A 22,624-nucleotide genomic window follows, 5' to 3' on the forward strand; every position below is an offset into this window, starting at 1 on the left:
TGGTTTTATCAAACATCAATCATCATCGTCGCTGCTATTTTCTGAAGATATTCATATCTCAATACTATATAGCCAAGATCATTGGCTTTTTTACTGCTATTCATTTTATGGAGACCATCATGAGTCAACCGTTATCGTTAACCAAAAAAAATACTGAGCTGTGGCAACAGTACCAAGCATTAAAAGCAAAAACACCGATGTTATTTCCCACAGAAGGAGCGGCTGCGCTAGGCATCAGCGAGTTTGAACTGATGTTAGCTTCGCCTTATAGCCAGTATATGGGTGATCAGTGCAAAGCTGTATTAAAGCAATTTGAGAACTTTGGTGACATGGAAAGCATTGTCAGAAACGAGTTGGCAGTGCATGAAAAAACCGCGCCATATCATAATCTTAAGCTTGGCGAAAAAATGGGCTTGGCACTCAATGTTGGTGGTCTGGATTTGCGATTCTTTATGGGGCAATGGCAGCATATGCTGGCGGTAACGGATACCAGCCGCGCCGATAAGCCATCTTATAGTATTCAGTTTTATAACGCCCAAGGTGCTGCTATCGACAAAGTGTATCTACGAGAGTTGAGTGATGAGAATATCAGCCGTTGGCAAGCGATGATTCAGGAGCAGCTGCAAACGGTAAATAAGGAGACGCTGACATTAGAAGCACAAGAGCCGCTAAATGACTGGCGTTACAAGGCATTAAGTGAAGAGGAGCGCGCGCAGTTACAACAAGGCTGGCAGTCAATGACAGACGTGCATCAATTTCACTCATTATTAAAAAGTCTCGGTATCGATCGTGCTAGCAGCTACCGTCAAGCACCAGAGCAGATGACGCAGCAGCTTGATATTAGCGCTGTCGAAGCGGTATTTGCGCAAGCGCGTGATGCCAAATGCCCAATCATGATATTTGTTGGTAATAGCGGACTCGTGCAGATTCAGACAGGCACCGTACAGACTCTCAAGCGCATAGGGGATTGGTTTAATATTTTAGACAAAGACCATAATGACTTTACGCTGCATTTAAAAGACACAGCATTGGCGCAAGTATGGAGCGTTAAGCGTCCAACCAAAGACGGTATCGTGACTTGTATCGAAGGTTTTGATGGTCACGGCATCAGTATCTTTAGCGTGTTTGGTCAGCGAATTGAAGGCACGCCTGAGCTTGAAGCATGGCAGCAAATTGTCTCGACGGTTATCGAAGCGCATCCATATGCAGAAGCCTTAGCACCAGTGGTTATGGCTGAAGAAGAGAGCGTGTAAACCCGTCATAAAAAATCAGCAAATTTTGCGATATTGACACTAACATAACGGATAAGCCATAGCTGTTGTGTGAGTTATTTGGGATGCTTAATACACGTTAATGGTTCTGTTAATAGTGTCATTTTTTACGTTAGCAAATTAGGAATGCTTATGTCTTCTGCATTATCAAAAACAGTAATAACTCACGCAGTGATAAATAAAAAATTGATGAGTCGTGCTATCAGCACTGCTGCCATTATTGGCGCATTTGCCGTGCCCTCACTTTCTGCCCAAGCTTATGATCGTATTGTCGCAATGAGCCCCGATGTTGCAGACGTCGTAGTGGCACTAGGAGCGACCGATAAATTGGTCGGTAAAGATGCAACCAATCATAATCCAGCGTTAAAGAATGTACCTGCCGTGGGTATGCATCGTAATATCACTGCCGAGTCAGTGTTGGCGGTCAAGCCAGATTTGGTGCTCGGCAGTTATATGGTACAGCCAGTGAGCATTTATCAGCGCTTAAACGGCTTAAAAGTTAAAGCCATCAATGTCGCGCCTAAAGAAGAAGTAAATACCTTTGCCAATAGTATTAAAACAATTGGCAGTTACGTGGATAAAAAATCTGAAGGGTCGCAGCTTGCGAAGCGTTGGAATACAGGGATGAGTCCAATGGCAAAGACGGGTAAGCGTTATTTATTAAGTTACGATGGTCGTATCGTTGCAGGTAAAGGCACGGTAGGCGACGAGTTGATTCGCCGAGCTGGTGGGATTAACGCTGCAAACGTATCAGGGCTAAAACCTATGTCCCGTGAAGGCTGGCTGGCCGCCAAGCCCGATGTGATTATTATTGCCGATCATAATCAGGCAGTGGTTGGCGGGGTCAGTAAATTTAGTAAACGTCCAGAGATTGCAGCAAGTGACGCAGGCAAGAAGGGCGGCGTACACTTTTGGCCAGCTGATGATTTTCTGCGTTACGGCTTGCATTCGCCTGACGTCTTAAAAAAGCTGAACGCTGTAGCAAAATAGCCTAAGCAAAAATACTTTATCTTATCTTCAACAAAATGACATCTCACATGGCAAATACGATTTCTGCTTCTATCCCTATACAAACTGGAAAACACAAACTTAGCCTCTACTATATTGCTGCCGCTGTCGTATCTTTACTGCTAATTTGGTTGGCGCTTGGTATTGGCTTTGGCGAATGGTCAAGCCCTAGCCATCTTGACGATACTATTTGGCAGCTGCGTTATCCGCGTGTGGTGACGGCATTACTGGTTGGTATGGTGTTGTCAGTTAGTGGTGCAGCATTACAGGCTTTATTTGAGAATCCTTTAGCTGACCCAAGTTTAATCGGTACGTCAGGTGGCGCAGCGCTTGGTGTTGTTTTGGTTCTGGCATTGGGGTTTGGTGGCATTGGGATACCGCTTGCGGCGTTTACCGGAAGCGTATTGGTCTGTTTATTTATTCTCGCTTGTCATCGGTTTTTGGGTGGTGGGCAGATGGGCTTGCTGATATTGGGATTTGTCATTAGTGCTTTTTGTGCGGCGGTGGTCAGCCTAATTTTATTCATGTCTGATGACATGGTGCTGCGCTCCGCTACCAATTGGCTGTCAGGCAGTATGGCGGAAGCGGGCTTTGTACCGCTGCGATATTCAATTATTTCTATGGTTTTAGGCTTAGCGATTTTATTGCCATTAGGTCGTCAGCTAGATGGACTGATGCTTGGTGAGGCAGCCGCTAAATCTTTGGGTATCAAGGTGGGTGTGGTTCGTTGTTTGGTCGTGATTGCCTCGGCATTATTAACAGGGGCAGCGGTGTCTTTAGCAGGTGTCATTGGTTTTATTGGCATGATGGTACCAAACCTGCTGGCTATTCTGTTTGGCGGCGGACGTATGCGTCTCATGATTTGGTCTGGCTGGCTTGGGGCGATATTATTACTCGTCATTGATGGCGCTGCGCGGCATGTTGCTTATCCAGTGGATGTGCCCGTTGGCATCGTTTTAGCGTTGCTTGGCGGTCCATTCTTTATTTGGCTGTTTGTGCGTAGTAGCCGCCGTTAATTGGAGAGAGTGTTTATGTTTCATTCGTATTTTACGGCTACATCAAAGACATCGCTAGCAAATCGAGAAAGCAATATCAAGAGTAGTAATATCAAGAGTAGTAATGCAGGCGAGCTGTTGTCGATGCAAGATATTCATATCTCGCACGGTCATAAAAAATTGTTAAAGATAGACAAATTAACCGTGCCAAGCCAAAAGCTGGTCGCCTTTATCGGACCAAATGGCGCGGGTAAAAGCACGTTGCTGCACACGGTTTTGGGTCAACACACAGGAACCGCGCTTAAAACGGATGGTTACATTACGATTTACGGTCAGCCGATCAACGAGGTCATGAATGATGGTCATATCGCTTGGGTTGGACAACATGAGCGCTTTGAGCTGCCGTTAACGGTATTGGATTATGCGCTGTTAGGAGTCTCGCCAAATCTTGCATGGTATCAGCGCCCAAATAGCCATCATGTTGAGCGCGCGCAACGTTTACTACAGGATTTTGAGTTATCAAGTTTGGTCAGTGCCCGCGTGCAAACCTTATCAGGCGGTGAAAAGCAGCGCTTGGCTATCGTGCGTGCACTGATGCAAGACACTAAAATCATGATGTTTGATGAGCCGACCAATCATCTTGATATTCGCCATCAGCGTTTTTTACTGCATTATTTGCATAATTTGGTGCGACATCAACGCAAAAGTATCTTGGTTGTGTTGCATGATTTGACCCATGCGCATCGCTATACTGATGAAGTGGTGCTATTAAGCGGTGGACAAGTTGTTGCACAAGGAACGCCTAGTGAAGTGATGACACGCTCGCAATTAAGCGATGTTTATGATGTTGATATTAAGGTGCATCAAACTGAAGATGGTTTGGTGTTTATATGATTCTGAGCACTTGAGTTATTATTTTGACTTTACGATAGGCATTTGATGATCAACTTGGCTTTTTAATCTGTATATATCGCACTGATTTATTCGGCAGTAAAAAACCCTTCATGCTATATAAATAATAGCATTAAGGGTTTTTTCACATCTTAACTATTATAGTGAATCAAATATTTTTAATATAGCTATGCAAAATATAACCATACTAACAGGATGATTTTCAGTTAATAAATAATTTTAAACCTAAAAAATGTTGCAGTAAACTCGCATAACGATCGGATTTAGTAGAAACTGTAAACCACTAGGTATTTGTTCTGAACGGGAGAAACTCATTGCGCGCTATTCCTTATAAACTGATTGTTAGCGCACTACTGCTCATCATTGTTGCGGGCTTTTTTGCCTTTCGTTGGTGGCAAGGCCCACTATTACCAAGCTATAGAATATCTTCGATGCCTTTGGTGCAGACGGTCGTAGCGACTGGACGGGTCGTTGCCGTATCAAATACTGACATTGGTAGCGAGATATCAGGTGTCGTATTAGAGCGACGGGTAGCAGAAGGCGAACAAGTCGCTGCAGGAGATTTATTGTTGGTACTAAGCTCCGATGACGTTGCAGCCCAAGTGCGGCAAGCAGAAGCCGAGTTGGCGGAATTGATTAGTAGCACTCGTCCACAAGCAATGGTGGACTTGACCAATGCCGAAGTAGCGTTGGCGCAAGCTGACCGTAATGTCGAGCGTAGGCGCGAATTGGCTGCTATCTCGGCCATCTCTGATGAGGAAATGGAGCAAGCGATTCAAGCCCAAGCCCAAGCACGCAATGACCTTGAAAATGCACGCCTGAGAGCGAATGCACTCTCCTCTGGTGGTGTTGAAGAAGATTTATTACGTGCTCGTATCGCAGCATTGCAGGCTCAGCTCAATAAAGCGCAAGTACGTAGCAAAGTATCAGGCACTATTCTAACCCGAAATGTAGAAATAGGCGATTTGGTACAGCCAGGTCAGAGCTTGTTTACTATTGCCCTCGATGGTAAAACTGAAATAAGAGTACCGCTTGATGAACGTAATTTATCTCGATTGGCTTTGCAGCAACCAGCTGTCGCTATTGCTGATGCCTATCCGGATAAACCGTTCCCCGTACGTATTAGTTTCATTGCACCAAGTATAGATCCGCAACGCGGTACGGTAGAGGTGAGATTGTCCGTCGATCCTGTACCTGATTTTTTGCGTCAAGATATGACGGTATCAGTGAATATCGAAACGGATCAACGCGCAAAAGCCTTAGTCATTCCTAATGATGCACTAGCCAATGTTAAAGAAGACAGCGCCGAAGTATTATTATTGCGTGATGGTAAAACACAACGTCAAGTAGTGAAATTAGGGTTACGCGGGCTGTCAGCATCAGAGGTGCTCTCAGGACTGAGCGCAGGTGATGAGATATTGGTTGATGCGACAGTCTCACTGGCTGATGGCGCACGAGTTAGAACTGCGCTTCAAGCAGCACCTTTTGCCGCTCCTGATGCTGACAAGATGAAGACTATAAGTGATAAGAGCCAAGCAGCGGAGACAGTCAATTGACGGCTTTTTTCGGTAGACTATGGATTGATGCCACCATTGCCATCAGTTTTTTACGCGAGGGACGAGTACAGTCGTTGATGATTACTCTGGGAGTGGCGATAGGTGTTGCCGTTATTATATTTATCACCGCACTCATCCAAGGATTACAGACCAACCTTATTGAAAGCACCCTCGGCAGTCAGGCACATATTCGCTTAGTAGCGTCAGACGAAGTCAACCTAATAGCGCCGTCTGCTGAGGATACACTGCAACTGATACAAGAAGACAAGCGTCCACAGCGGCTACGTTCTATTAATAATTGGCAGCAAATCACTGACACGCTAGATCAACTGCCCTTGTTAACTGCCGTATCGCCAAACGTGTCTGGGCCTGGGTTTGTCCGGCGTGGCGAAGCATTAGAGTCGGTGATACTAGTAGGTACTGATTTAGAGCGCTATCAGAACATTATCCCACTTGATGAATACTTAATCAGTGGTGAGCTGCGAGTGGGCGCAGATAATGTATTGATTGGTAGTGAACTGGCTAAAGATTTGGGTGTAGAGGTCGGTAGTAAACTGCGCTTAGATACTGGTCAAGACGATGGCGATAGTATTCCCAGTAATAATCTGAGCAACAACCTTGGTAGCAACCTTAGTAACAACAGCGCTGTAGTCAATATCGCTGGTATATTTGAGCTCGGCGTACGAGAGCTTGATGCACGCTACGTCTATCTAGACTTAAAACAAGCACAGTCATTACTCAACCTACCGGGCGGTATCACAGTCATTGATTTGACGGTTGAAGATATCTTTGAGGCGGAGGAAATCGCTGCACAAGTGGGTCGTTTGACCTCACTGCAAGCAGAAAGCTGGATTCAAACCAACGCCCAACTGCTGAGTGGTCTCACGGCTCAAAGTTTATCTAGCAATATGATTGTCGTTTTTGTGGCGATCTCGGTGGCTTTTGGCATTGCCAGTGTGCTGTCGGTCAGTGTGGTTCAGCGTACGCGCGAGATTGGTATCTTACGAGCCATGGGTGCAACTCGTCAGCAAATCCTACGAATATTCTTAATTCAAGGCGCTATATTTGGCTTGTTAGGCTCGATTGTCGGTAGTGGTGTCAGCTATGTATTGGTCTGGTCTTTTAATACTTTTGGGCCCGACATATTTACAATTCCCATATCGATAAACCTGATCTTAGTGACTATGTCGTTAGCCACGCTAACTGGTGTGATAGCAGCCGCTATTCCAGCGCGGCGCGCAGCAGCACTTGATCCAGTGGTGGCTATTCGTTATGTCTAATCATGATTCTAGCGACACTTTTAATAATGACTTTAACAGTGACTTTAAAGATGTTTCTGCCAATCCTTTTAATAAGACGTCAACTCCTATGTCCAGTCAATCTCACGAAGTTCTGCGTTTAGAGGCACTAAAAAAGTCTTATAACATCGGTCAACCTAATGAGATTGAGGTGCTGCACGGTATTGACTTAACCATCAGCAATAACGACTTTGCTGCCCTGATTGGTCCTTCTGGTTCAGGTAAAAGCACTTTACTAAATGTACTAGGGTTACTAGATCAGCCAACCAGCGGTGAGCTATATCTGTTGGGTCAAGCGACCAGTGCTATGAATGATGCTGGTCGCACCGCTTTACGGGGCAGTAGTATTGGCTTTGTCTTTCAGTTCCATCATCTGATTCAAGCGTTTAGCGCATTAGACAATATCTTAATGCCGCTAACATTGACAAGGGGTCGTCCAAATAAGCTTACTATCCAAAAAGCGCGCGAGCTACTGGCAGCGGTTGGGTTAGAGCGCTTTGCTGAAAGTAAACCTAACGAGCTATCAGGTGGTCAGCAACAGCGTGTCGCCATTGCACGCGCCTTGATAACCGAACCGGCATTGCTATTGGCTGATGAACCTACAGGTAATCTGGATACCGTGACGGCTGGAGAAGTGTTTGAGTTGTTCCGCAAAGTCAATCAGGAACGTGATTGCGCGGTATTGCTGGTCACCCATGATCCACGCTTGTCAGCATCTTGCGATCGAACGATTAATTTGGTTGATGGTCGTATTGATAGTGATACGTTGAATAATTGAAAAATATCGTAGTGATAATAAAAGTCATATTGGCGGATTACTTATCTGCTTAACAAAGATTTCTATCAATACCGCCGTCAATATAGTCATTCCACTATAAAAGCATTACAGCGTTAGCCTCGCTTGAAGTATTTAATATACATCTACACTCGGTTGCCTTGTACTACTTTTAAATTGAATCGACTATAGTGACATCAATAAAGGTAGCAGCTTCGATTGTATGAAATCTCATAGAAAACACCCAATAATCAAAAACCCTTTTTTATAAAAATTTAAGGTAAAAGCTAAATACATCTATATTTCTAGGCCAATGTATCCGTGCCATCACCTTTAGAGCCATGTTCATTCAAAATGATTTTGTTATCTATTGTTAAATACCAGTAGATGCTATGTATAATGCAGCACTAGCATAGCTTTCACTCAGTATGGCTTTCACTCATATGCCTTTAATAAGAAGATTACATTATGTCAAACAAGCGTCCTTTATATATTCCCGTTGCAGGCCCCGCTCTTTTAGAGACTCCTTTACTAAATAAAGGCAGTGCTTTTTCATCAGAAGAGCGTGATAGCTTTAATTTAACTGGGCTATTACCTCATAATATTGAGACAATTGAAGAGCAATCACTACGCGCTTATCATCAACTGCGCTCATTCACTAATGATATGGATAAGCATATTTACTTGCGTAACATCCAAGATACCAATGAAACCTTATTTCACCATCTAATTGAGCAGCACATTGAGGAAGTCATGCCGCTCATATATACCCCAACCGTGGGTCAAGCATGTGAAAAATTCTCGCAAATTTATCGCCGTAAACGCGGTTTATTTATCTCATATCCTGAGCGCCATAAAATTGATGATATGCTGCAAAATGCCACCAAGCAAAACGTGAAGGTAATCGTTGTCACTGACGGCGAACGTATATTAGGCTTAGGTGATCAAGGTATTGGTGGTATGGGGATTCCCATTGGGAAATTGGCTTTATATACGGCTTGTGGTGGCATCAGCCCGGCTTATTGCCTACCAATTTTGCTAGATGTTGGCACCAATAACCAACAGCTACTTGACGATCCTATGTACATGGGTTGGAGAAATCCACGCATCTCGGGTGATGAATATAATGAGTTTGTAGACTTGTTTATTCAAGCCGTTAAGCGCCGCTGGCCTGAGGCATTATTACAATTTGAAGATTTTGCCCAAGAAAATGCAACACCATTATTGAATAAATATCGTGACCAATTATGCTGCTTCAATGATGACATTCAGGGTACTGCTGCGGTTTCAGTCGGTACCTTGATTGCCGCGTGCTTAAATAAGGGCCAAAAGCTTAGCCAACAAAAAATAGCATTTTTAGGCGCAGGGTCTGCTGGTTGCGGTATTGCTGAACATATCATTCGCCAAATGCAGCGTGAAGGGTTAACGGAGGAGCAGGCTCGCAGCCAAGTATTTATGGTTGACCGCTATGGCCTGCTTACTGATAACATGACGGAGCTACAAAAATTCCAAGAACCATTAGTCCAAAAAGAATCCGCTATTGAAAACTGGGATAAAAGTAAGAAACTCGGTTTAGCGCAAGTGGTTAAACAAGCAAAAATAACCGTATTATTCGGCGTCAGTGGACAAAAAGGTCTGTTCACCCAAGAGGTGATCGAATCCTTGTGTGTTAATACTGAGCATCCTATTGTATTACCACTTTCAAACCCCACGTCTCGTGTGGAAGCAACACCGCAAGAAGTGACTAATTGGAGCAAGGGTAAGGCAATTGTTGCAACGGGTAGCCCTTTCCCTCATACCACTTTTGAAGGTCAGTCTTTCGAGGTTTCTCAGTGTAATAACAGCTATATTTTCCCCGGGATTGGTCTGGGTGTTTTAGCAGCACGAGCGACGGGTATCAGCGATAATATGCTCATGGCGGCAAGCCAAGCCCTTGCAGATATATCAATGGAATACGAAAAAGCACCTGGTGCCATCCTACCACCTATTAAAGTCATTAGAGAGATCAGTGAAAAAATAGCGTATGCAGTGGCATTGCAAGCGGCTCAAGATAAGCTCGCACTACCTATCACAGCGGAGAATTTACAACGTCGATTAAAAGCGAATTTTTGGTTGCCTGAATATCGTAATTATCGCCGTACTTCTTTCTAATGTTAGAAATTAGATATAACAAATTCTAATATTAGGCACATTATCTAAGTAAAACACTAAATGAAAAAAGGTTGCTAACGCTATATTACATATAGTGTTGGCAACCTTTTTTACTGCTATCCAATCTATTAGTTTAGCAAGTTTACTTTTATCGGTTCTTCAGCATAGTTCAATGATTGTCTTCTATTAAATTCTAGACAACAAAAACCCCTTACAAGCCAATGCTTGTAAGGGGTTGAATTTGGTGGGCCCAGTAGGACTTGAACCTACGACCAAAGGATTATGAGTCCTCTGCTCTAACCAACTGAGCTATGGGCCCTAACGCTAGACGGACAATGATACCTGAATTTTTTAATTTTTCAAGTAAAAGATAGGTAGTAATCAAGATATTTTTTATGATGCTCTACTTTTCTATCAAATATGACTACCAGCCAATGTCAGGCTGCGACTACCATCAACAGTAATAATCTCAGCAGTAACATAATTGGCCTGTACGAGGTACAACACATGATGGGCAATCTCGTCAGGTCGACCTATACGCTGCATAGGAATTGAGTCAATGATATCGCGCTGCTGCATCTTTTTAAATTTTCTTAACATTGGTTTCGTACTTGCAAGTGCTCGATTCTGGCTTGTCGTAATGCCGCACCAATCGCAGGGCCTGTTAGCGCTGAGTCAATATCCTGCATACTAATGGCATGAAAGCTATTCAGCGCTAGCATCATCTGACGGTGCTGTATTGCCAATTGCAACACGTGGCTGGTCGCTAATAGCTGCGATAACTTATCAGGCTCTTTATGAGCGCCGCAAATTTGTATGAGGTCAATTTTTTCAGCCGCGCTTAAATGGCTTATTGTGCTTAGCTTTGTGGCTTGCTGAGCGAAGAGAGTCGAAAATTGAGTGTGTGCCTTTGGTACCTTAGCGGCGTTGCCTATATCATTGATACCTTTTATATTGGCTGCTTTATTCACGTTTTCATTTGTATGTTCTGAGGTAAATAAAAATGAATTAAGGCTACTCATTAATAGTGCCCAGCGCTGTGATAGATTCAATTGCATTTGCCCTGCGAAATATAGCGCAGTCTGTACCGTTTCACGTATCTGAGTATTAGCCCAAGCTTGATGTAGTGGGGCAAAATATTCTGTGAGCGCACCAATCTCAAACAGTTGTTGCCAGTATACCTGCGGCGATAGCTGCATGGTTGCACGGCTAGATTCTTGCCAAATGCGCTCTGCACTTAAATGTGCAAGCTCTCCAGAGTCGACCAATTGGCGCATCAAACTCAAAGTTTCATCAGCAATGACAAAACCTAGGTCGTAATAACGGCTATAGAAGCGAGCGGTTCGAAGCACTCGTAGAGGGTCTTCGCTAAATGCACCTGATACATGACGCAAGGTTTTGCTTTCTATATCAGCCATGCCACCATAATAGTCAATGACGTCACCGTTGATTGGCGTATCATCAGTTAAGCTGGTGACTTCTATGGCCATGGCATTAATCGTCAAGTCTCGACGTTGTAGATCCTCTTTTAAGCTGACGTCAGGACTGGCATGTACGCTAAAGCCTTTATACCCCAAGCCTTCTTTGCGTTCAGTGCGTGCCAGTGCGTATTCTTCATGGCTATTAGGATGCAAAAATACAGGGAAATCTGCACCCACTTGCTGGAACCCTGCATCAAGCATTTCTGCAACAGTTGCACCAACGACGACAAAATCTTTGTCTTTAATAGGACGTGCTAACAGTTGATCGCGTACCGCGCCGCCGACAAGGTAAATTTGCATGAATGCCTCTATCTTTTATTTTTATTGAGCCAGTGATGACTGATACTGAATAAGGCTACGTTGCATCTTAGCCAATGTATAACAAGCAAAAAAAACCAGTCAACGCTATTTAATAGCATTGACTGGTTTTAGTATAGCAGACAGTCTCTATAAATGAATAACAGAGACCATCTTGATAATACATACTACTAGGTAGCGCAGGATATATTACTGATTTTCGCTCGCCAAATCTTGAGCTTCAGTAACGGAAAGAGCAGTCATATTGACGATACCACGTGCAGTTGCTGATGGTGTGAGAATATGTACTGGTTTGCTAGTACCTAATAAAATAGGACCAATAGAGGCGCTACCAGTTGCTGTCTTGAGTAAGTTAAAGGCAATATTTGAGGCGTCAAGTGTTGGTAAGATGAGCAGATTTGCAGCACCTTTCAACGGACTTGATGGCATATTATTTAAACGAATATGTTCATTCAACGCGGCGTCACCTTGCATCTCGCCGTCGAATTCAAAGTCTACATTCATATCTGTCAGCAGTTCATAGACCTTGCGCATTTTTACAGCACTGGTGCGATTTGAGGCGCCAAAGTTAGAGTGAGAAACTAGCGCGACACGTGGTGTAATACCAAAGCGACGTAATTGATTAACCGCCAAGATAGTCATTTCAGCCAATTGTTCAGCCGTTGGATCTTCGTGGATATAAGTATCGGCGATGAAAATATTACGATCTTGCATGAGTACCGCATTCATAGCATAGAAGTCGTTCACACCTTCTTTTTTGCCAATAACGCTTTGTACATATTTTAAGTGCAACTGATAATGGCTAAACGTACCACATACCATGCCATCTGCAGCGCCATTTTCGACCAATAGTGAGCCGATTAATGTGGTCTTACGACGAACATCACGACGAGCAAGTTCAATACTCACACCAAGACGTTTGTTCTTCTCGTAGTAACCCTGCCAGTAATCTTTATAACGAGGATCATCATCGATATTGACGATAGAAATGTTCACACCATCTTTTAGACGTAACCCTAATTTTTCGATATTGGCTTCGATGACTGAAGGACGACCAATTAAAATAGGTTGTGCTAGCTTTTCATCAACGACCACTTGCACAGCAAGTAAGATATTATTGTCTTCACCTTCACAGTAAACGATACGTTTCGGATCGGCTTTAGCGCGAGCAAAGATTGGTTTCATCACGAATGCAGAGTTATAGACAAACTCAGACAGGCGCTGACGATAAGCTTGCATATCAGCGATAGGTAAGGTTGCAACGCCTGAGTCCATCGCAGCTTGAGCGACCGCAGACGCGATCTCGATGATTAGGTTTGGCTCTAAAGGCCCTGGAATCAAGTAATCACGACCGAAACTTTGCATTTTTTCAATGTTTCTAGCGCTGGTGGTCGGTGTTGCTTCAACGTGTGCCATCGCAGCGATAGCTTTTACACAAGCGACTTTCATCTCTTCGTTAACAGTCGTGGCACCAACATCTAATGCGCCGCGGAAGATATAAGGGAAGCATAAAGCGTTGTTTACTTGGTTTGGATAGTCTGAGCGACCCGTTGCCATGATAACATCTGGACGTACGGCGTGCGCCAATTCTGGCATGATCTCAGGCGTTGGGTTAGCAAGTGCAAAGACGATAGGGTCTTTTGCCATACGACGAACCATATCTTCAGATAACGTGCCAGGCATCGATAGACCAAGGAACATATCGACATCATCCATCACTTCGTCGATAGTGGTCGCCGTCGTCTCACGGGCATAGCGCTGTTTGGTTTCGTCAAGATTTTCACGGATAGTCGTAATGATACCGCGTGAATCTGAAACAAAGATATTGTTTTTGTTTACACCAAGTGCGCAAATAATATCTAAACAAGAAATGGCGGCGGCACCGGCACCTGAACAGACGATTTTAATCTCTTCGATTTTTTTGCCAGTAATCAATAGCGCGTTGAGCATCGCTGCTGCAACAATGATTGACGTACCATGTTGGTCATCATGAAAGACTGGAATGTTCATACGCTTACGTAATTCACGCTCAATTTTGAAACATTCTGGTGCTTTGATGTCTTCTAGATTGATGCCACCGAAAGTAGGCTCAAGAGAGGCAACAGCTTCGATGAATTTGTCTGGATCATTTTGTGCAATTTCAATATCAAAAACATCGATACCTGCGAATTTTTTGAATAGAACCCCTTTACCTTCCATCACAGGCTTCGATGCCAATGGCCCGATATTACCTAGACCCAGTACCGCGGTACCGTTGGTGATAACACCAACCAAGTTGCTACGGGCGGTATATTTAGCCGCTAACGTCGGATCTCTTTGAATCTCAAGACAAGGAACTGCCACACCTGGTGAATAGGCAAGTGCTAAGTCACGTTGGTTTGCCAACTGCTTAATAGGGGTGACAGAGATTTTGCCTGGACGTGGGAACTCATGATAATGTAAGGCAGCTTGTTCAAACTGCTCTTTTTCTGTACTAAGGTTATCCGTATTCAAAGTGGTATCGTCATTCATAATAATTGCCATGGTTAGAATAAATTGGAATAAAGTAAATGGAGATAAAAATAACGTTTTACCCTCAAAAAATCATGGAATAATAATCCTCTAAGGGCAACGTGACGCTAAACAGTTAATAATTCAAAGTGTCAGGATTAGCGATTAAGCATTGAGCCAAAAAAGTAATCTAGTGGAATAGTTATTCTAGCACTATTGCCAATTCACTGCCTAGTCAGCTGCCGTGAACGGCAAGAATAATATAGTAAAATGATATTCATTATTTAGCCAATTAATAATGCCAAAAAATAGGGTTAAATATCAACCTTAATCTCATAATGTTTCAAAATATTACAGAATAGCATTTTAATAACATATCATTAAGACGAGCAACTAATCGGCATTTGCGGCGCATGTGGGGTAGGCGGCATCGTATCGAGAAGGGTAGCGATTGCTTGTACCTGATAAGGGTTAGCCAGTAAATCGAATACTCGACTCACTTCTTCGAACTGTCCTTGTTCTGCTGCCGTAATGGCACGCTGCGCCATACTATTACGCAGTACATAAACAGGATTATTGTGCTGCATATCATCGATAGCTTGCTCAAGTGGCTGCTGCTGTATTTGCGCCATATAACGAGTCGACCAATCTTGCCAGACTTGCTGGGCATCATCGCTAAGCTCATTCGTCATGGTTGACAATAGCTGCTCTTCATAATGGTGCCCATTCGGCGCGACCAAACCGAGTAGCGCACGGAAGCTATTGGTATAGTCCAGCAAGTTGTCTTCTAACAAGGTTGACCATTCAAAAGCCAAGGTTAGACTCTCTTTTGCATGCGGCAGCCCAAGCTTACGACAAAGCCCTTGCTGATAGTGCTGCATAAATGTGGCTTCATAAGGCGCTAGACAGTCTGCTAACGCCTCACGTGTTACGCCCTCTAAGCGCATAAAATGTGGCAGCCAAGCATTGAGATTCCAGTGACCAATAGCAGGTTGATTCTGATAAGCGTAGCGACCAGTATGATCAGAGTGGTTGTTGATCCAAGCAGGATTAAAACGCTCCATAAAACCAAATGGACCAAAGTCTAAGGTGCTACCAGTGATAGAGAGGTTGTCAGTATTCATCACGCCATGCGCAAAGCCAATCAGTTGCCAGTCAGCGATCATTCGTGCGGTTCGCTCAACCACCGTGGTTAAAAATGTCAGTATCGGAGCGTCACTATCACGGCACTCTGGATAATAAGTGTCGATCATATAATCGGTGAACTCAGTGAGCAAATCGGGCGCAAAGCTGGCAATCCACTCGATATGACCCAAACGAATGTGACTATCAGCCACGCGCATCAATGCCGCACCTGCTTCCATGCGCTCACGGCGCACCCTCGTATCGGAGACAACAAATCCCAAAGCATTAGAGGAAGGAACACCTAATTGTGTAAGGGCATGACCACATAAATACTCGCGAATAGTGCTGCGCAAGACAGCGCGACCATCACCCATCCGCGAGTAAGGCGTCAGACCAATACCCTTAAGGTGCAAGTCTTGCAATTGATTATTGTTATCGAGCACTTGTGCCATCAGCAAGCCGCGTCCATCACCCAATTGACCTGCCCATTGCCCAAATTGGTGACCCGCATAAACCATGGCCAATGGCTTAAAATCCGCTGGCATGTATTGACCACCGAGTATCTCTACCCAATGTGTCATCAGATCTTCATCATCTGTCCAGCCTAACTGCTGCGCAACTTGCATGTTGAAGTGTCCAGCACGTGGATTGTCCAGCGGCGTCGGCGGTTGCTCATGATAAAGGCGAGTGTCTAGATTGACATAGGTATTTTGATAGCGCATACAAGCCGTTCCTGCTTTTGAAATATAAGTAAAGTGTAGGGGCGATAAAAGCACTATAGCATAGCCTTGATATTACATCGTTTCACTCTGTCCATCTCTTGTAATAGCGCACCCAAAAACCATGAGCAATATTGAATGCATTTAGCCTATCAAACAAAGATATTGCTTCCACTTGTCCTTTTGATTTCTATAAATCAATGTTCGACACGATCTATAAAGGATGAGCAAAAAAATCCCTCTATCTGCTACAGATAGAGGGAAGGAGAAGCTTTACAATTATCGTTCATCACAAAGGTAATAAAATACAGTTTAATAATCAGCGATTATGCCGCTTTTTTACTGATGCCGATAGAGCGAAACGCGGTTTTTAAATTGCTATTATGCTCAAGAATTTTTTGTTCAATTTTGGCATAGTCGTGCTTTAGCTCATCTTCCACTTCATGCAAGCGATCGGCATATTCTGTTTTTTTCAGCTCAATCGTTTTGGCTTTGAGTGCTTGCCATTCTTCAACAGTCTGCATAAAGGCATCATATTCAAACTTAATACGGTCTTGGAAGCTCTTCATCGCATGAGGAAGATCAATGCCGCTTACTGCTGCTGTATCGATTTGCTGCTGAGCCGCTTTAAATTGCATTTGTACTTCTGCATGCTTGATAGTGGTGTCATCAACGGTACGTAGCTCACTGGTTAAGCCCAGCTTCGACAAGCCAGCAATCAGCCATTTAGTAGGATCATACTGCCACCATTTTACCCCGTTACGATAATCGTATTGGAAGAAGTGATGGTAGTTATGATAACCCTCACCCCATGTAAAGATAGCTAAGAAGAAGTTATCACGGGCAGTATTGGTATCCGTATAAGGACGCGTGCCAAACATATGACATAGCGAGTTAATAAAGAAGGTAAAGTGGTGCGTCAGTACCAGACGTAGTAAGCCTACGATGACCAAAGTACCCCAAACATCACCCAATAACCAACCGATCGCAGCGACCACACCGATGTTCAATGCCGCAACCCATAAACCGTAATATTTATGCTGAATTTGCAGCGTTCTATCTTTGGTTAGGTCAGGGATATTTTTATAGTCAAATTTACCGCTAGGATAATTGCGTAGCATCCAGCCCATGTGACTAAAGAAAAAGCCACGCTTTGCTGAGTACGGGTCTTCTAAGCGATCATCGACATGACGATGATGCGTACGGTGACCAGAAACCCAATCAAACGCTGAACCTTGTACGGCAAAGGTGGAACCTAGCAATAAAAAGTTTTTGACGATCGGATGCGCTTTATAAGCACGATGCGATAGCAGGCGATGATAACCCGCCGTAATACTAATACCTGTCCATACCATAAAGGCACCAAATACGCCCCAAACTGGCGCGCTAACATCATGAGTAAACAAATACCATGGTGTAATGATCGCAGCAGCAATAGGTGTGGCTACCAAGATAGTCGCTGGAATCCAGTTGATCGGCGCTTTTGTAAACTCAAACTCGCGCATATCAATGCTGTCTTCTTTAGTAGAGACATCTTGCTCTCCCGCAGCATGGGCGTAGTTGCGTTTGGCAACAGGCTGCTCATTAAGCGAGCTTGCAGTTTTACTCTCGTCAAAACGTGTCTTAAAACGTGTGGCTTGAGTGCTGGCGGCTTTGATAAGCGTATCACCAGATTTGATAGCGAAACGTAAGCCTTTAAGCGGTAAGCCAAGTGCTTTTTTTGCAATCATATAATATCCCTAGCGGTATTAATTTAAGCCTATATGATACCTTAAAAAATCAATAAAGTGAACAGTTATACACTGTAAAAATATTGCTAAATAACAATAACTTGTATCGATTATGGAATGTATTGACGAAAATAATGGATGACTTATCAGGCATTGAGGAGAAGTGTAAGTAACACCATAGATATGTAGATGATTTTAAATAAATCAAATAAAGGCGATGCTTATTCACCCAGCAGTAAATGACTTGGATAATCAGTGATGATAACGTCAGCTTGCCATGCGATCAGCTGTTTAATCGTGTCAATATCATTGACCGTCCACGCACTCACTGGCAAGCCATAACAGTGGCTATGTTTAATGACTGTTCGACTAATCAGCGGATAGTGGATACCTAGCTGAATACAGCCAAGTTGCAAGGCGGTATTCGGTGCAGTCATTAAGACTTCAGGTGTGCGAATGAGCAAGCCGCGAGAGATATGCTTTAGTAATGGATGACGTTGCAAGCGAATATGTAGCTCTACATCAAAGCTGGTCAGCACAATGGGTAGTTTGGCAAGTGGGCTATCGATGAGGCTGCGTGTCAATGCTTTTACCAATTTAGCGTAATCAGTACGGTCATGCGTCTTAATCTCCAGTTCAATCTCAGTAAAGCCCTTTAGCAACGGCACTACCTGCCCTAATGTGATAATCTGATGACCAAACTGCGAATGGCGTTGAATCTCAGTAAGATTCAACTGATCAACACGTGCTTGCTGACCACACATGCGTTGCAGCGTGTCATCATGAAACACGATTAAATGACCATCCGCGCTCAGTTGTACATCAAACTCAACCCCTGCTAGACCCTGAGTGTTAAGACGTTGAGCATACTCAAAGCCTGAAAAGGTATTTTCTAATGCTTCGCCGCGCGCACCGCGATGACCCAATAAAAGCGTGTTTTCAAAATTTTTCATAATTTATATGGTTGGTTAGTGATACGCGCAATCATATAGTGCTAAAACAATAGCGTCTAATAAAATTTGCTCAATAAAGCAATGTTACTATGTGGTTCCTTTTATCCAAAAACTTTATAGATATGAGCTGAGCGAAATCTTAGAATAGGTTTACTGTCTGTCAAACATTCAACAGACCTAGTTGATCGCGATAGTCTAAAAGCGTATTTACAGCGAATTCATAAGTATGTATTTGTTATGTTTTTGCAACTAAATACAGGTTTTATCTATAATGAGGGGCGTTATTTGTATATCCATGGGCTACACTAATGAACATTTTATTTAAACACCGTATAATAATCTGGTTTTCAAACCTAGGGCAGCTAGGGTTGCGGTTTGAACATCAATCACTGTCCATCAGTGGCGGTACGTATTAGTAAATTGGGAGCAAAAGAAATATGAGCGTAGCAAATAAAAACGTGAGCAAGTGGTATAAAGTGGCTGGTATTGGCATGGTATGTGGTTTAGCGCTTGCTGGCTGTGATCGCTCAGAGAAGGAAGATACCACCGAGACGGCAGAGCTCACAGAGCAAGAGTCTGCGTCTACTGAAAACACCGCAGCTACTGCGGTGAGCTGTGATGACCCAATGGTACAAGATCGTCTCAAAACGGCTTTAAAAAACACGCTCAATCAACAAGCACAAACGCTGGCTGCCAACTACGCAAATGATGCAGAGATCAGTCTCGCTAGCGGCGCTATCACTAATAAAACCAACGGCATTGTGATTGATGTACAAAATGCTGCAGTCTTACAAGCAGCCAATGACAATGGTATGACGACTTGTCAGGCAAGTGTGAGCATGACGTTGCCAAGCGAAGATTTGTATCAAGCCAGTCAAGTACAAGCAGCCAACAATCTGCCGAGCCTACAATCACGCTTAGCGCAAAATAACATTCGTATCAACAATAACATGTTGGTTGATGATGCCTTTACCTATGTCGTTGGTACTCAAGGCGGTCAAGTACGCACACGTATTGCTGGGCAGCCAGCATTGATTACTGTGGTCGCCGATGTGATGGCAGGTTCTGTATTTAAATCAGCGATGGATGAGCAGCGCGCCCAACGTAGCACTGAGCGCCGTGCAGCACAAAACGATGACAGTCAGTCAGCACCCGTTCGTCAGCCTCAAGTAGTCAAGCCAGTTGAGCCGATTCGTCCTACTCAGCCTGCCACGCCGCCGACTATTAACAATCCAAGCAGTAGTAATACGGATAATAGCAGCGCGTCAGCCACTCCTGAAGTTAAAACCCCAGCCACACCCGCTGTACCGAAATCAGTACCTAAAGATGAAAGTATCGATATGGTTATTATTGAAGATGACAGCGCTACTTACTAATTAGTAAGATTTAGGCTGTTGTCGAATAATATTGTCGTCACTGAATAGTATCGATTAGTCAGTAAAAAGCCCGCAGTGTTAAGGTTGCGGGCTTTTTTATATTTTATTCTAGACCTTGATTCTAGGGTGTTATTTTAGCGTTTTAGTTAACTGAAGTAGTCTTGCGCAATTATTTTTTATCAGCGAATTTTTGTAATACCTGACTGTCCCATAAGACTTCAGAGACTTTGTTGGGATCTGTACAAAAGCGAGCAGCGACAAACAACCAATCCGATAAGCGATTGATAAAGCTCACGGCCGTACTGCGAATCGCTTGTGGTCGCTCTTGTTGTAATAGCACTGCTTGGCGCTCAGCACGGCGACAGACTGTACGCGCAACGTGCAGTTGGCTGACCAATACCGAACCTGTGGGCAAGATAAAATCTTTTAGCGGCGGCAAGGTGGTATTCATCGCATCAATTTGCTGTTCTAACCATGTAATGTGAGTGGCATTGACGCCTTCATATTCTGGCATAGCCAGCTCACCGCCGATGTTAAACAATAAATGCTGAATGATGACTAAAGCTTGAGAAAACTCTTTCTCTATAGACTGCCCTTTATTATGCTGTAATTGAGCACGTACCAGACCGATATGTGAGTTAAGCTCGTCGATATCACCCATGACACTAAATAAGTTGTCTGCTTTGCTGACGCGGCTGCCATCAGCCATGCCAGTGCTACCATCATCTCCAGTACGCGTATATATTTTGCTTAAACGATTGCCCATATCTAAATCCTTAACAGTTTTTTATGATTGAATGATGTTAGTTGCGGGCTCATTGTAGTATTTTATGGCTGTTTTCGCTAAGATAATGGGTTAAGTTTTATATTGCTGCTATTTTTGCCGCTGCTTTTACATTCATAACAACCGTAATCAGTGCTATTTAATACCCAAGCATTGATTGTATTTTTGTTTTTATTTTATCTATTTCATTTATATTAAAAGGCTTTTTAACCATGACCACACCACTTGCCGATGCGATGTCTCAGCTTGCTATTTATGACTCACTGACTGGCGGAAAACGTCAGTTTGTACCACTCAAATCAGGGCAAGTAGGCATGTATGTGTGCGGTATGACCGTTTATGATTATTGTCATATCGGTCATGCGCGAGTGATGGTTGGTTTCGATATGGTAGTGCGCTGGTTGGCTCAGTTAGGCTATGACGTTAATTATGTGCGCAATATCACCGATATCGATGACAAAATCATCGCTCGTGCCGCTGAGAACGGCGAAGAGATTGGTACGTTAACACAGCGTTTTATTGAAGCCATGCACGAAGATGCAACCGCTCTTGGTTGCGAGATGCCAGACGCTGAGCCACGCGCAACTGATCATATCGATGACATGCAGAAAATGATTGAGACATTGGTTACAGGTGATTATGCTTACGCAGGCGACAATGGTGATGTCTACTATGCCGTCGATAACTTTGCAGATTATGGTAAATTGTCTAAGCGTAATCTCGATGAGATGCAAGCAGGTTCACGTGTCGATGTCGAAAATGACAAGCGCAATCCGTTTGATTTTGTCTTATGGAAGGCAGCAAAACCTAATGAGCCACAATGGGCATCACCATGGGGCCAAGGGCGTCCAGGTTGGCATATCGAATGCTCAGCGATGTCGACCAAGTGCTTAGGTAATACCTTTGATATTCATGGCGGTGGTCATGACTTGCAATTTCCGCATCACGAAAACGAGATAGCGCAGTCTGAAGCCGCGACTGGCTGTGAATACGCGCGTAACTGGATGCATGTTGGTTTCATTAATGTCGATGGCGAAAAAATGTCCAAGTCGTTGGGTAACTTTTTTACTATTCGTGATGTGATGGCAAAATATCTGCCTGAAACGGTGCGCTTTTTCTTATTATCAAGCCATTATCGCAGCCAAGTCAATTTTTCTGATAACGCATTGGACGAAGCACATAATAGCCTAAGCAGATTATATAATGCGTTAAAATTGGCCGAACAGCAAAAAGGGCAGGCGCTCGTCGTCAGTGATACGCTGATAAATGATGCTTATAGCAGTAGTGCTGGACAAGATTTCATCAAAGCCATGAACGATGACTTTAATAGTTCAACGGCGATTAGTGTATTGTTTGGGCTGGCGCGTGATATTAATAAAGCCATTAAAGCCGAAGATGTAGACACTGCATGGCAATTAGCAGAGCAGCTCAAAGCGTTGGCACAGGTACTCAATATTTTACAGCAGCCAGTTCAACAGTTTTTGCAAGCAGTGATTGGTGACAAGGCAGATGATGGTTTAACCGATGACACTATCGATGGTTTAATCATTGAGCGTGCGGATGCCAAAACCAATAAAAACTTTGCGCGTGCTGATGAGATACGTGAGCAACTAAAAGATGCTGGTATTGAGCTTGAAGACAGCCGTGCTGGCACGACATGGCGCCGCGCTTAAGGCAATCAT

At 43.7% G+C, this 22,624-nt stretch carries 17 protein-coding genes and 1 tRNA gene; 10 read left to right on the forward strand and 8 right to left on the reverse strand.

The window, feature by feature from the left end:
* The first annotated feature begins 119 nt into the window (after positions 1–119).
* The 8 genes from ACP7AE_RS08625 (at position 120) to ACP7AE_RS08660 (ending at position 9,966) form a co-directional block, all read left to right on the forward strand.
* Positions 120–1,253 (forward strand): ChuX/HutX family heme-like substrate-binding protein, encoded by a 1,134-nt coding sequence (locus tag ACP7AE_RS08625; RefSeq protein WP_426242542.1) that lies wholly within the window; start codon positions 120–122, stop codon positions 1,251–1,253.
* A gap of 150 nt (positions 1,254–1,403) precedes the next feature.
* A complete protein-coding gene (locus ACP7AE_RS08630; RefSeq protein WP_426242544.1) occupies positions 1,404–2,261 on the forward strand; it encodes a heme/hemin ABC transporter substrate-binding protein in 858 nt (285 codons plus the stop codon).
* A 47-nt stretch (positions 2,262–2,308) separates the two neighbouring features.
* Positions 2,309–3,295, forward strand: a complete 987-nt coding sequence (locus tag ACP7AE_RS08635; RefSeq protein ID WP_426242546.1) for a FecCD family ABC transporter permease — start codon at positions 2,309–2,311, stop codon at positions 3,293–3,295.
* A 15-nt stretch (positions 3,296–3,310) separates the two neighbouring features.
* A complete protein-coding gene (locus ACP7AE_RS08640) occupies positions 3,311–4,168 on the forward strand; it encodes an ABC transporter ATP-binding protein (protein WP_426242548.1) in 858 nt (285 codons plus the stop codon).
* Positions 4,169–4,500: 332 nt separating this feature from the next.
* Positions 4,501–5,742: an efflux RND transporter periplasmic adaptor subunit gene (locus ACP7AE_RS08645; RefSeq protein ID WP_426242550.1), complete on the forward strand. Its 1,242-nt coding sequence runs from the start codon at positions 4,501–4,503 to the stop codon at positions 5,740–5,742.
* On the forward strand, positions 5,739–7,022 hold the full coding sequence (locus tag ACP7AE_RS08650; RefSeq protein WP_426242552.1) for an ABC transporter permease: 1,284 nt from the start codon (positions 5,739–5,741) through the stop codon (positions 7,020–7,022). Before ACP7AE_RS08645 ends, ACP7AE_RS08650 begins: the two co-directional genes overlap by 4 nt.
* An 88-nt stretch (positions 7,023–7,110) precedes the next feature.
* The gene (locus ACP7AE_RS08655; RefSeq protein WP_426242588.1) at positions 7,111–7,818 is read left to right on the forward strand and encodes an ABC transporter ATP-binding protein; all 708 of its coding nucleotides are present in this window, start codon (positions 7,111–7,113) and stop codon (positions 7,816–7,818) included.
* A 465-nt stretch (positions 7,819–8,283) separates the two neighbouring features.
* Positions 8,284–9,966 (forward strand): NAD-dependent malic enzyme, encoded by a 1,683-nt coding sequence (locus tag ACP7AE_RS08660; RefSeq protein WP_426242554.1) that lies wholly within the window; start codon positions 8,284–8,286, stop codon positions 9,964–9,966.
* A 242-nt stretch (positions 9,967–10,208) separates the two neighbouring features.
* Here the strand turns inward: ACP7AE_RS08660 and ACP7AE_RS08665 are convergent.
* From ACP7AE_RS08665 to ACP7AE_RS08695, 7 genes are all read right to left on the reverse strand, one after another.
* Positions 10,209–10,285: transfer RNA gene (locus ACP7AE_RS08665), tRNA-Ile, on the reverse strand.
* A gap of 95 nt (positions 10,286–10,380) precedes the next feature.
* Entirely contained in the window at positions 10,381–10,566 is a 186-nt protein-coding gene (locus ACP7AE_RS08670; RefSeq protein WP_426242556.1) for an SDR family oxidoreductase, read from the reverse strand.
* Positions 10,560–11,747, reverse strand: a complete 1,188-nt coding sequence (locus ACP7AE_RS08675; protein ID WP_426242558.1) for a tRNA nucleotidyltransferase — start codon at positions 11,745–11,747, stop codon at positions 10,560–10,562. Before ACP7AE_RS08675 ends, ACP7AE_RS08670 begins: the two co-directional genes overlap by 7 nt.
* 207 nt (positions 11,748–11,954) lie before the next feature.
* Positions 11,955–14,276, reverse strand: coding sequence for an NADP-dependent malic enzyme (locus ACP7AE_RS08680; RefSeq protein ID WP_426242560.1), 2,322 nt, complete (start codon positions 14,274–14,276; stop codon positions 11,955–11,957).
* Positions 14,277–14,635: 359 nt separating this feature from the next.
* Entirely contained in the window at positions 14,636–16,102 is a 1,467-nt protein-coding gene (locus ACP7AE_RS08685; protein WP_426242562.1) for a protein adenylyltransferase SelO, read from the reverse strand.
* Between the two features lie 323 nt (positions 16,103–16,425).
* The gene (locus tag ACP7AE_RS08690) at positions 16,426–17,604 is read right to left on the reverse strand and encodes an acyl-CoA desaturase (RefSeq protein WP_201604763.1); all 1,179 of its coding nucleotides are present in this window, start codon (positions 17,602–17,604) and stop codon (positions 16,426–16,428) included.
* A 446-nt stretch (positions 17,605–18,050) separates the two neighbouring features.
* Positions 18,051–18,782 (reverse strand): glycerophosphodiester phosphodiesterase, encoded by a 732-nt coding sequence (locus ACP7AE_RS08695; RefSeq protein ID WP_426242564.1) that lies wholly within the window; start codon positions 18,780–18,782, stop codon positions 18,051–18,053.
* Between the two features lie 437 nt (positions 18,783–19,219).
* Here ACP7AE_RS08695 and ACP7AE_RS08700 point away from each other — a divergent pair, with 437 nt between their 5' ends.
* Positions 19,220–20,158, forward strand: a complete 939-nt coding sequence (locus tag ACP7AE_RS08700; RefSeq protein ID WP_426242566.1) for a hypothetical protein — start codon at positions 19,220–19,222, stop codon at positions 20,156–20,158.
* Between the two features lie 169 nt (positions 20,159–20,327).
* Here the strand turns inward: ACP7AE_RS08700 and ACP7AE_RS08705 are convergent, their stop codons facing one another.
* Positions 20,328–20,924: a cob(I)yrinic acid a,c-diamide adenosyltransferase gene (locus ACP7AE_RS08705; RefSeq protein ID WP_045446323.1), complete on the reverse strand. Its 597-nt coding sequence runs from the start codon at positions 20,922–20,924 to the stop codon at positions 20,328–20,330.
* A 230-nt stretch (positions 20,925–21,154) separates the two neighbouring features.
* Here ACP7AE_RS08705 and cysS point away from each other — a divergent pair, with 230 nt between their 5' ends.
* Positions 21,155–22,615: a cysteine--tRNA ligase gene (gene cysS / locus ACP7AE_RS08710; RefSeq protein ID WP_198330421.1), complete on the forward strand. Its 1,461-nt coding sequence runs from the start codon at positions 21,155–21,157 to the stop codon at positions 22,613–22,615.
* Positions 22,616–22,624: the final 9 nt, after the last annotated feature.

It is taken from the genome of Psychrobacter sp. TWP2-1-2 (assembly GCF_049896785.1).
GTDB lineage: Bacteria > Pseudomonadota > Gammaproteobacteria > Pseudomonadales > Moraxellaceae > Psychrobacter.